This window comes from Treponema sp. UBA3813, assembly GCA_002368605.1.
Lineage (GTDB): Bacteria > Spirochaetota > Spirochaetia > Treponematales > Treponemataceae > Treponema_D.
This window is the reverse complement of record DFEB01000024.1, coordinates 18,142-28,024: the sequence shown is the minus strand read 5'-3', so window position 1 is coordinate 28,024 and position 9,883 is coordinate 18,142. Positions and strand designations below refer to the sequence as shown.

Sequence of the window (9,883 nt, the reverse complement as noted above, 5' to 3'; positions counted from 1 at the left end):
ATTATGTATCAGTCATTTGCCGGAAAAATGAAAAACCCGTTCAGTGATATTTTTATGTGGTTCTTGAATCTTATAATCAGCTTTTCTGACGGAGCGAACGATGGGCTTGTATCGGTGGACTCTGCGAAATGGGGAAAATTCCGTGGTACAATTGAAGGCCGGAGGTTTTTCGGGATTTCTCATCCGCATGAAGTTGACGGTTATCGCACAAATCCTAGATTAAAAGAAAGTGAAAGTCTTCCAAGTGGTTCAAAAACTATTAGAGATTTTTATATAAATTTAGTTCGTGAATTAAAAGACACGGGATTTTAATAAACAAGGCATAACAAAGCTTCAAAGCGGATGTCGCGGTCAAGCCGCGCCACCGTTTAAGCAAATGATATGCTCACAGCCCACTGGGCTGGTTTTATGAAAATGTTATTGTTGTATATTTATTTAATAATATTTGTACTCATCCTCATCAGCATAGTACTCAATATATATGAAAAAAGATTTAAGCAAAATTTGCTTTCAAATCAATCTTTAGAAAAACTTAAAAAATTAAATGTATCAAGATTAGAATTAAAAAGATATGTTAAAAATACATATCTTGGAAGCAATATGAGAATATCTCCGTCTATTTCAAAAAGAAAAGAAATAAATATGGAATCACCTGAACAAAATAAAGTAGGTATGTTAAATACTTTGGAAGATGAACTTACTGTATATGCATATATTAAAACTTTACCCCATGAAGTTTTTACATGTCCGTTTTCAAAGGAAAATAAAGAACTGCTACAGTGCATAGTCGATAACTATAATATATCTTCTTGACAGATATATCTGTATAACATATACTGTAATTATGATAAAAACATTCGGAGATTCCGAAACTGAAAAGATTTGGAATGGTAAAAAATCACCGAAGCTTCCGCCTGAAATTCATAAAAGAGCTTTTTCTAAACTGCTCATTATTAATTCTGCGGAATGTGAAGATGATTTACGGATTCCTCCTGGAAATAAATTTGAGCATCTTCTTGGAGACTTAAAGGATTATTGTTCGATAAGAATAAACGATCAATGGCGAATACAGTTTAAGTTTCTAAATAATGAAGCTTATGAAGTAAAGATTGTGGATTACCACTAATGGAGGTACATTATGGATGAGAAATTTGAATTACCGAAAATCGGCGACATTCTCGTAGAAGAATTTTTAGAGCCACTTGAAATTACACCATACAGACTTGCAAAAGATTTAGGAGTTTCCACAAGTTCAATTTTGGACCTAGTTCATAATAAAAGAAAAATCTCTGTTGAAATGGCTTTACGTCTTTCAAAGTATTTTGGAACAAGTTCAAAATTCTGGCTTAATATGCAGAATGAATTGGATTTGAGAGAAACAAGAGAAAAACTTGAAAATGATTTGGACAAAATTCCGAGTTGTGAAAAAATAGCATAACAAAGGTTCGTAGCCGACAGCGGGTCAAGCTGCCTGCGGTACAACCCGTTGTTATGGTGACAGCCCACTGGGCTGCTTGGAGAAAGAATGAAATTATTTAAAAGGAATAAAAAAAATTCATATATTCTTTCTGAAAAAGATAAACGCTGGAATAAATTTATTGAAGATGTATGTTTTAGAAATTTATCCTCATTATCCAAAATCCAAAGGAAAGCTGTAATTTGTTTCAACTATGATGCGGAAATGAATAATGGTGGATTTAGTTTATACAGAGATTGTTATCCAGATATAAATTCAACAGAATTGAAAGAAGCATTAATCGAAATAAGCAACGAAGATATTGCAAATAATTATATAAAGGTTTTTAAAGAAGGAGAAAAAGACGATTTTATGGAAACTGATATGAAGTACGGAACATTTTCTCCTTCACTTTGTGAATACTTACAAGAATATGTCGAAAAAAATAAAGATTGTATATTTGATTAAATGGTATATTTATTCAGCAAGTCAAGCTTGCTGAATAAATGAATTGACGCATAGATTGGTATCATATACAATACTATTAATGAAGCATCTTGTAGTAATCGATACAAATGTAGTTCTGTCAGCTTTGCAAAGCAAAAACGGAAAATCATTTGGATTGATTTCAAAAATTGGCAGTGGTTTATTTGACTTTGCAATTTCAGTTCCACTTATTTTGGAATATGAGGCAATCTTGAAAAATCACCTTGACATAAATATTTTTTCGGATTCTGACATTGAAGATTTTATTGACTACATTTGTAGTGTCGGAATCAGAACGAAAATATTTTATCTTTGGAGACCTTATTTGCGAGATCCGTTTGATGACCATGTTCTTGAACTTGCAATAAACGCAGGAGCAGAAACAATTGTTACCTTCAATAAGAAAGATTTTCAGGAAGCAGAGACTTTAGGAATAAAAATTAAGACTCCAAAAGAATTTTTGGAAGAAATGGAGGTGTAAAAATGACTACATTAAGTTTAAGACTCCCCGATTCTTACCATGCAATGGTAAAAGAAATAACCGCAAAAGAAGAAATTTCAATAAATCAGTTCATTATATCCGCTGTTGCAGAGAAAATTTCTGCTTTGGAAACTCAGAATTATCTGGAAGAAAGAGCTGAAAGAGGTTCTCGAAATAAATTTATGGCAGTTTTATCAAAAGTGCCCGATACAGAACCTGCTGACTACGACAGATAATCACATAACAAAGGTTCGTAGCCGAGAGCGGGTCAAAGCCCGACCACCGCTTGCTGTGGCCGCGCCCAAATTTCAATGTTTAAAACCCGCGCTTTGCCTTTCCTTATCTCTTCTCAATGGGGATATATTCCCGTTCAGCGAAGATATTCTTGTAGGCCGGACGGTAAATCTTTCCGCCTGCGACGATTTCCTCGATTCTGTGGGCGCTCCAGCCTGCGATTCGGGAGATTGCGAAAATCGGCGTGAAAAGCTCGCGCGGGATGTTGAGCATTGAGTAAACGAAGCCGGAGTAAAGGTCAACGTTGGCGCAGATTTTTTTGCCGTCACCGTGCATTTCGTAGAGAATGTCCGGGCTGAATTTCTCAACCATTTTGTAAAGATTGTATTCTTCCTCCAGCCCCTTTTCCCTTGCAAGTTTTGCGGCTTTGTCCCGGAGAAGGGTAGCGCGGGGGTCATTGATTGTGTAGACTGCGTGACCCATTCCGTAAATCAAGCCTGTGTGGTTGAAAGCCTCTTTGTTGGCAATTTTTTCGAGGTAAGACTTGACCTCATTTTCGTTTGACCAGTCTTTTACATTCTCTTTGATGTCGTCCATCATTTCTGCGACCTGAATGTTCGCTCCACCGTGACGGCGACCTTTGAGAGAGCCTACAGCCGCGCCGATTGCAGAGTAAGTGTCCGTGTCAGCAGAAGAAACGACATGCACCGTGAGGGAAGAGTTGTTTCCGCCACCGTGTTCAGCGTGCAAAATAAGCGCAAGGTCGAGAAGTTTTGCCTCGTCGTCGGTGAAAGCCTTGTTGTTGCGGATTAAGCGCAGGAAATTCTCTGCCGTAGAAAGCTCTGGCAGGGGATTGTGAATGTACATTGACTTTCCGTCGTAATAGCGTCGCTTTGCCTGATAAGCGTAGGCCGCAAGGGTCGAGAATCGTGAAATCAGCTCAATGCACTGGCGAAGAATATTTGAAAGTGAGCGGTCTTCTGGATTCGGGTCGTAAGAATAAGAAGCGAGAACGCCGCGGGCCAGCTTGTTCATGATGTCGGCAGAAGGAGCCTTCATAATCATGTCTTCGGTGAAGTTGTCGGGAAGCTGGCGCAAGTGTCCCAGATATGCCTTGAAGTGGTCAAGCTCCGTCTGTGTGGGAAGCTCACCGAACAAAAGAAGATAAACGCACTGCTCGTAGCCGAACTGATTGTGTGCCTCGGCGTCGTTTACCAGGGCTTCGACATTGTAGCCGCGGTAGACCAGACGGCCTGGAATTGCGATTTTTTTGTCGTCCTTGACCTCGTATCCAACGACATCACCGATGCTGGTCAAGCCCACGAGAACACCGGTGCCGTTTTTATTTCGGAGACCGCGTTTGACATCGTATTTTTCGTAAAAGCTTTTGTCGATAGGGTCATTTCGTTCTGCAAGAACGGACAATCGGCCGATAAATAAACTTTCTGATTCAGTCATAACGCACTCCTAAAACTCCGCGTTAGCGGCATTGCACAGATTTTGCATATTTATGCAATTTTTACGAAAATATAAACATAATTATACAAATTTATGCATAGCGTTGCAAGAAAAAAATAACAATCAGAGGGGAGAAGTCTCTCCCCTGCGACACACGCTGGAAGCTCCGCTTCCGCCGTTGCTCCGCACCCCACTCTACGGGGACACCCCGTAACGCCCCGGTTTTGCTTCAACCTCGTTTTCAGCTTTATCTTCCAGTAGCAAGAAAAAATCCAGCTTTGTTCGCTTCTCCACCTCGTCCACGCTGACAGCATAATCGTCAAGCTCGCCCTCGCATTTTTCGTTGGGGAAAATATAGGCCATCGCAATTATGCTCTCTGCATCTTCCGGACTTGATTTGTCAGCTTCGTTTGCGTAGAGCGGGGCTAGAATGACTTTATAATAAAACTCCGGCACGCTCACGCCATTTTCACCGATTGATTTGTATTCACTGGCACTTTTTTCCAAAATCGGCCCTGAGACCACATAAACCCGCCCGAATGTTTTTGCCCAGAGCCTCACCTGACTTTCCAAATCCTTCCAGATTCCCCGGTTCAGACTGCCTTTTTGCGGACTCATGTTGCTCATGTAAAAAGTCTCGCTCATGGCCTCTTCGTCAAAGGCAAAATCCGCCGCCGGGCTTAAATGCCCCCTGTCGTAGCCGGATTTTTTGTAGTCAGCAGGCATGGCCGAGCCTGTGGAAATCTCTGGGTCGCTCCTGAAATCGTCAGACCTTTTCGCGTTTTTGACCAGCTCTTCTTCCGTGAGGCAGTAGGCGCTCCATTCAGCCTGCTCGTAGCTTTCACGGTAGCAAATGGAATAGTGCTTAAAGTGACGGATTTGGTGGTCGCTCTCGCCATGGCTTTCCGGGCAAACAGGAATTTCAAGATTTTCAGGCAGCGAAACAAATTTCTCTGCTGATTTTTTGGCCTTTTGAGCAGTCGTCTGCTTTTCGGTCTGTTTGTTTTCTTTATCTTCTATATTAGTGGCTTCTGTCTCCGCTTCATCCTTATTGCTAATCTGTGGTTCTTTAAAAACCGAGACCAATTCATCGACTTGCGCCTTGAATTCAGGGTTCGTCTTGTACGAGTAAAGTGCAAGTGCAATCAAAATGAGAATGGTTAAGAGAAAAAATCCCCATGAGCGGGGCTGCTTTTTGTTTTTCCGTGATTTTCGTTTTGCCATGCTTTTATTATATCCAAATAAGGAATCTGTGAAAATCTGTAGAAAAAATTTCCCTTTTTCGATAAAATATCACATTCATAAAAAATAGAGGCACAAAATGGCAAGTGTAAAATTTCCAAAAGACTACAAATCCCTGCTCGGCGAAAAGGAAACCGAGCATGCAATCGTAATGATTAAAGATTTCTTCCAGACCCAGCTTTCTACCGCCCTTAATCTCACCCGCGTTACGGCTCCTCTTTTCGTCCAGAGCGGAAAGGGCTTGAATGATGACCTAAACGGCGTTGAGCGGGCAGTAAAATTCCCGGTAAAGGACATGGACGACGCTCAGATGGAAATCGTTCATTCTCTCGCAAAATGGAAGCGCGTCAAGGTAAGCGAAATGAAGCTTGCTCCCGGTTTTGGAATTTACACTGACATGAACGCCATCCGTGCCGATGAAGATTTGGACAACATCCACTCGCTTTATGTCGATCAGTGGGACTGGTGCGAGTGCATCAATAAGGCCGACCGCAACATCGAATATTTGAAGGCAGCTGTCAAAAAGATTTATGACTGTCTCAAGCGCACAGAATTCTACATTTACGACCGCTACGAGAACATCAAGCCGATTTTGCCGGAGAACGTTCAGTTTGTGTTTGCTGATGACTTACAGCGCCGCTATCCAAATCTCACTCCAAAAGAGCGGGAAAACAAAATCTGTGAGGAGTACGGAGCCGTCTTCCTCATCGGTATCGGCGGAAAATTGCCTGACGGCAGCATTCACGACGGACGCGCCCCCGACTATGACGACTGGATTAGTGAGAGCGTAGACGGTCATCATGGCTTGAACGGCGATTTGCTCGTCTGGAACCCGGTTTTAGAGCAGTCCTTTGAGCTTTCTTCAATGGGTATTCGGGTTTCGCCAGAAAGCTTAAAATTACAGCTTGAAGAGCGAGGTTGCCCTGAGCGCGCAAACCTTGAATTCCACAAGAAACTCTTGAAGGGCGAGCTTTCCCTCACAATGGGTGGCGGTATCGGTCAGAGCCGACTCTGCATGTTCTTCTTGCGTAAAGCCCACATCGGCGAAATCCAGGTTTCAATCTGGCCGGAGGAAATGCGGGCCGACTGCGAAAAGCATGGGATTCACTTGCTGTAATTTTCTTGACGATAGGGAAATTATCGGATATATTAAGAGCGGAAGGCCCCCCGCAGTGGTGTGGCTGTCTCCTTTAAGCTAGTTCTAAAAGCCTACTCGGAGTTAGCGCACTGGGTAGGCTTTATTTTTGCCCTACAAGATAAACTTGAAGAGAGCGAGTGCGTTTATAAGCAAATCTATGGAAAACACCTTTCATTTTTCAGCTTCCAACCTTGAATCTTCTCTTTCGACCTTTGCTTCTCAGGGAATTACGGAATTCACCTTGCAGGACGAGGCTATTCTTTCCCACAAGGGAAAACTCCTTCACTTTCTTGAAGCCTTTCGCGAGAAGGCGGGGGATGTATTCCTTACTCTCCCGGTGAACGCCTCTCTTCTCGACATGGATGTGTGCAAGGCTTGTTCTGAGCTTTACTGCACTTTGGAGATTCCCCTTGAAGGATTGAGCAAGGGCGGCTCTTATCTTTTTGACAAAAAATTCTTTTCCCGCAGGGCACAGATGCTCAACACGCTGGGGCTGGTCTTCGGCTTCGATATGAATTTTGCGGCGGTTCCCGGCGACAGCGTAAAGGCCTTCCGCGACAGGCTGGGTTTCGCCCTTTCCCTTTACCCCAACCACATCGATTTTCCCCAACTGGAAGCAGGCGGCCTTTCCCCGCAGAATGGAAAAATCTCTTCTATAAAAATGCCCAAGCCCAGCGCGACTTTTTCCACTCAGGACATAAAAAATTGCCGGGAAACGGCTTTTGCCCTTTCAACTTTCTACACTTACGGACGGGCGGTCACCTGGTTTCTGGCGGTTCTCGCCCCGCTAAAAATGAGCGCGTCTAAATTCTTTCAGGATTTTGCGGAATGGCAGAAAATCAACAACTGTTCCCTTGAAAGCCCCTGGAAGGCAGAAAAAGCAAGTCACGCCGAAATCGAAAAAATGCAGCTCTCTTTCCTTAAATTCAAATATGAAGAAAAAAACAAGAGTGAGCTTTTTGAAGTCGTGAGCAATGTAGTCCGGCTCAACGGTGCCCTTTCTAGAGCTTTCGGCGAGGGCGAGGAGAGCGAGGTGGAGCTTTCTTATAATCCCGATGAGCTTCTTTCTGGCTCTGCCATGGATATCCAGGCCTTTTTTGACAATTCTTTCATTGAAAACAGCACCGTTAAAGTCTTTATGGGCGAGGAAGGCCCGGATTATCACTATTGCTAGAAATCCCAAAAAATACTTTAATTTTCTCTTTTTTTTATTGACGATTTTTGGTAGATTTTAATATCTTTATAATAAAGAAAAAAGAATTCGTTGGTTTTCCGGCGGTTCTCAAGTTTAGGACGAGATGCATGAAAGACAAAAAAAACAAGCATGAAGAAAGCAAAGAAAAAGAAACTGTAAACGAAAGCGAGCAGTCTTCTTCTGAGCAAACTGCTGAAACACAGACTGATTCGGCTGAGGCTAAATCTTCTGAAGGGGCAGAGAATGCTGATTCAAAAAAAGAGTCAGAAGCTGACAAAGCAAAAGAAAAGACCCCTGAGGAGCGAATCGCCGAGCTTGAAAAAGAAAACGCTGACCTTAAAGACCAGCTTTTGCGCCGTGCCGCTGATTTCGACAACTACCGAAAGCGCATGATGCAGGAAAAGCAGGACGCATTCGACTACGGAAACGCAAATTTGCTTAAGGATTTGCTAGATTCTCTGGACAATTTTGACCGCACCCTTGATGCCGCAAAAGACGCAAAGGATGCAAAATCAATCGCTGACGGAATCAAGATGATTAACAAATCATTGGTTTCCATGCTTGAAAATAAATACAATCTGGTGGCATTCGGCAAAGAGGGCGATGCTTTCGACCCGGACTTGCACGAGGCAATCGGAATGCAGGAAGGCAAGGTCAAAAAAGAAGAGCTTGCCGCAGTCTATCTTAAAGGATACAAACTCAAAGACAAGGTTATCCGCCACGCAAAAGTCATGGTGGTTAAGCCGGCTGAGTAAAAATCGTAAATAATATAGGAGAACATAAAAATGGGAAAGATTATTGGTATTGACTTGGGTACAACAAACTCTTGTGTTTCAGTAATGGAAAACGGTGAGCCGGTCGTCATTCAGAACTCTGAGGGCGGCCGAACAACTCCTTCTATCGTAGGTTTCACTGCAAAAGGCGAGCGAATCGTCGGTGTTCCTGCAAAGAACCAGATGGTCACAAACCCAAAGAACACAGTTTATTCTATTAAACGATTCATCGGTCACAGATATTCAGAACTCACAGGCGAGGCAAAGCTCGTTCCGTACACGGTAAAAGACCACGGTCAGGATGTCCGCGTTGAGGTCACAGAGAATGGCTCTCTCAAAGAGTTCAGCCCGCAGGAAATTTCTGCTTTCATCTTGCAGAAAATGAAGAAAACCGCAGAAGATTATCTTGGTCAGGAAGTTACAGAGGCTGTAATCACAGTTCCTGCTTACTTCAACGACTCACAGCGTCAGGCTACAAAAGACGCCGGTAAAATCGCAGGTCTCGATGTAAAGCGAATCATCAACGAGCCTACAGCAGCTGCTCTCGCTTTCGGTTTCAACAAAGACCAGTCAAAAGAAAAGACAATCGCCGTTTACGACTTGGGTGGCGGTACATTCGATATTTCTATCCTTGAGCTTGCTGACGGCGTATTTGAAGTAAAATCAACAAACGGCGATACTCACCTCGGTGGCGATGACTGGGACCGCGCAATCGTAAACTGGCTCATCGACGGCTTCAAGGCTGACACAGGCATTGACCTTTCAAAAGACTCAATGGCTCTCCAGCGACTTCGTGAGGCTGCTGAGAACGCAAAAATCGGTCTTTCTAACCAGACAACAGTTGACATCAACCTTCCGTTCATCACAGCTGACGCTACAGGCCCGAAACACTTGCAGAAGTCTCTCACACGCGCTCAGTTCGAGCAGATGACAGATGACCTCTTCGAGCGCACAAAGGAGCCATGCCGAAAAGCTCTCGCAGATGCAGGCATCTCTACAAGCGACATCGACGAGGTTCTCTTGGTCGGTGGCTCTTCTCGAATGCCAAAAGTTCAGGAAGTCGTTAAGTCAATCTTCGGAAAGGAAGGTAGCCGTGCCGTTAACCCGGATGAAGCAGTCGCAATCGGTGCAGCCGTTCAGGGCGGCGTTCTTCAGGGTGATGTAAAAGACATCCTTCTTCTCGATGTTACTCCTCTTTCTTTGGGTATCGAGACAATGGGCGGCGTTATGACAAAGCTCATCGCACGAAACACAACAATTCCTACAAAGAAGAGCCAGGTCTTCTCAACCGCAGCAGACGGACAGACAGCAGTTTCTATCCACGTCTTGCAGGGTGAGCGCGAAATGGCAAGCCAGAACCGCACTTTGGGCAACTTCGACCTGGTCGGAATCCCTGCCGCTCCTCGTGGTGTTCCACAGA

The 9,883-nt window shown here is 43.5% G+C and carries 12 protein-coding genes and 1 pseudogene; 11 read left to right on the top strand and 2 right to left on the bottom strand.

Translation table 11 applies throughout. The features are described 5' to 3' along the window. The 7 genes and pseudogenes from B2089_RS03750 to B2089_RS03720 all read left to right on the top strand — a co-directional run. A pseudogene (locus B2089_RS03750) lies at window positions 1-312 on the top strand (hypothetical protein); the annotation flags it as partial. Between the two features lie 96 nt (window positions 313-408). Beyond that, complete coding sequence (locus B2089_RS03745) at window positions 409-813, top strand: hypothetical protein (RefSeq protein ID WP_296686008.1); 405 nt, start codon at window positions 409-411, stop codon at window positions 811-813. A 31-nt stretch (window positions 814-844) separates the two neighbouring features. Continuing rightward, window positions 845-1,126 (top strand): type II toxin-antitoxin system RelE/ParE family toxin, encoded by a 282-nt coding sequence (locus tag B2089_RS03740; protein WP_296686007.1) that lies wholly within the window; start codon window positions 845-847, stop codon window positions 1,124-1,126. Window positions 1,127-1,138: 12 nt separating this feature from the next. Beyond that, window positions 1,139-1,438: a HigA family addiction module antitoxin gene (locus B2089_RS03735; RefSeq protein WP_296686003.1), complete on the top strand. Its 300-nt coding sequence runs from the start codon at window positions 1,139-1,141 to the stop codon at window positions 1,436-1,438. A gap of 87 nt (window positions 1,439-1,525) precedes the next feature. After that, window positions 1,526-1,924, top strand: a complete 399-nt coding sequence (locus tag B2089_RS03730) for a DMP19 family protein (protein ID WP_296686000.1) — start codon at window positions 1,526-1,528, stop codon at window positions 1,922-1,924. Between the two features lie 79 nt (window positions 1,925-2,003). After that, the gene (locus B2089_RS03725) at window positions 2,004-2,423 is read left to right on the top strand and encodes a putative toxin-antitoxin system toxin component, PIN family (protein WP_296685997.1); all 420 of its coding nucleotides are present in this window, start codon (window positions 2,004-2,006) and stop codon (window positions 2,421-2,423) included. Between the two features lie 2 nt (window positions 2,424-2,425). Continuing rightward, the gene (locus B2089_RS03720; RefSeq protein WP_296324920.1) at window positions 2,426-2,659 is read left to right on the top strand and encodes a toxin-antitoxin system HicB family antitoxin; all 234 of its coding nucleotides are present in this window, start codon (window positions 2,426-2,428) and stop codon (window positions 2,657-2,659) included. 103 nt (window positions 2,660-2,762) lie between these two features. On the opposite strand, the gene B2089_RS03715 is transcribed toward B2089_RS03720, so the two are convergent. Further along, window positions 2,763-4,115, bottom strand: a complete 1,353-nt coding sequence (locus B2089_RS03715) for a citrate/2-methylcitrate synthase (RefSeq protein ID WP_296324925.1) — start codon at window positions 4,113-4,115, stop codon at window positions 2,763-2,765. A 195-nt stretch (window positions 4,116-4,310) separates the two neighbouring features. After that, the gene (locus B2089_RS03710; RefSeq protein WP_296324930.1) at window positions 4,311-5,339 is read right to left on the bottom strand and encodes a DNA/RNA non-specific endonuclease; all 1,029 of its coding nucleotides are present in this window, start codon (window positions 5,337-5,339) and stop codon (window positions 4,311-4,313) included. A 97-nt stretch (window positions 5,340-5,436) separates the two neighbouring features. Between B2089_RS03710 and asnA the strand changes: the two genes are divergently transcribed. From asnA to dnaK, 4 genes are all read left to right on the top strand, one after another. Beyond that, window positions 5,437-6,474 (top strand): aspartate--ammonia ligase, encoded by a 1,038-nt coding sequence (gene asnA, locus B2089_RS03705; protein ID WP_296324932.1) that lies wholly within the window; start codon window positions 5,437-5,439, stop codon window positions 6,472-6,474. A 178-nt stretch (window positions 6,475-6,652) separates the two neighbouring features. Next, entirely contained in the window at window positions 6,653-7,669 is a 1,017-nt protein-coding gene (locus B2089_RS03700; protein ID WP_296324935.1) for a hypothetical protein, read from the top strand. A 128-nt stretch (window positions 7,670-7,797) separates the two neighbouring features. Next, entirely contained in the window at window positions 7,798-8,445 is a 648-nt protein-coding gene (locus tag B2089_RS03695; RefSeq protein WP_296685992.1) for a nucleotide exchange factor GrpE, read from the top strand. A gap of 30 nt (window positions 8,446-8,475) precedes the next feature. Beyond that, window positions 8,476-9,883, top strand: a 1,408-nt coding sequence (gene dnaK, locus B2089_RS03690) for a molecular chaperone DnaK (protein WP_296685989.1), incomplete at its 3' end; no start/stop codon positions are given.

Excerpts from the sequence above, each read along its gene's own strand:
- B2089_RS03720 (WP_296324920.1), top strand. The coding sequence starts at position 2,426 with ATGACTACATTAAGTTTAAGACTCCCCGATTCTTACCATGCAATGGTA.
- B2089_RS03710 (WP_296324930.1), bottom strand. The coding sequence starts at position 5,339 with ATGGCAAAACGAAAATCACGGAAAAACAAAAAGCAGCCCCGCTCATGG.
- B2089_RS03700 (WP_296324935.1), top strand. The coding sequence starts at position 6,653 with ATGGAAAACACCTTTCATTTTTCAGCTTCCAACCTTGAATCTTCTCTT.
- asnA (WP_296324932.1), top strand. The coding sequence starts at position 5,437 with ATGGCAAGTGTAAAATTTCCAAAAGACTACAAATCCCTGCTCGGCGAA.
- B2089_RS03740 (WP_296686007.1), top strand. The coding sequence starts at position 845 with ATGATAAAAACATTCGGAGATTCCGAAACTGAAAAGATTTGGAATGGT.
- B2089_RS03745 (WP_296686008.1), top strand. The coding sequence starts at position 409 with ATGAAAATGTTATTGTTGTATATTTATTTAATAATATTTGTACTCATC.
- B2089_RS03695 (WP_296685992.1), top strand. The coding sequence starts at position 7,798 with ATGAAAGACAAAAAAAACAAGCATGAAGAAAGCAAAGAAAAAGAAACT.
- B2089_RS03715 (WP_296324925.1), bottom strand. The coding sequence starts at position 4,115 with ATGACTGAATCAGAAAGTTTATTTATCGGCCGATTGTCCGTTCTTGCA.
- B2089_RS03735 (WP_296686003.1), top strand. The coding sequence starts at position 1,139 with ATGGATGAGAAATTTGAATTACCGAAAATCGGCGACATTCTCGTAGAA.
- B2089_RS03725 (WP_296685997.1), top strand. The coding sequence starts at position 2,004 with ATGAAGCATCTTGTAGTAATCGATACAAATGTAGTTCTGTCAGCTTTG.
- B2089_RS03730 (WP_296686000.1), top strand. The coding sequence starts at position 1,526 with ATGAAATTATTTAAAAGGAATAAAAAAAATTCATATATTCTTTCTGAA.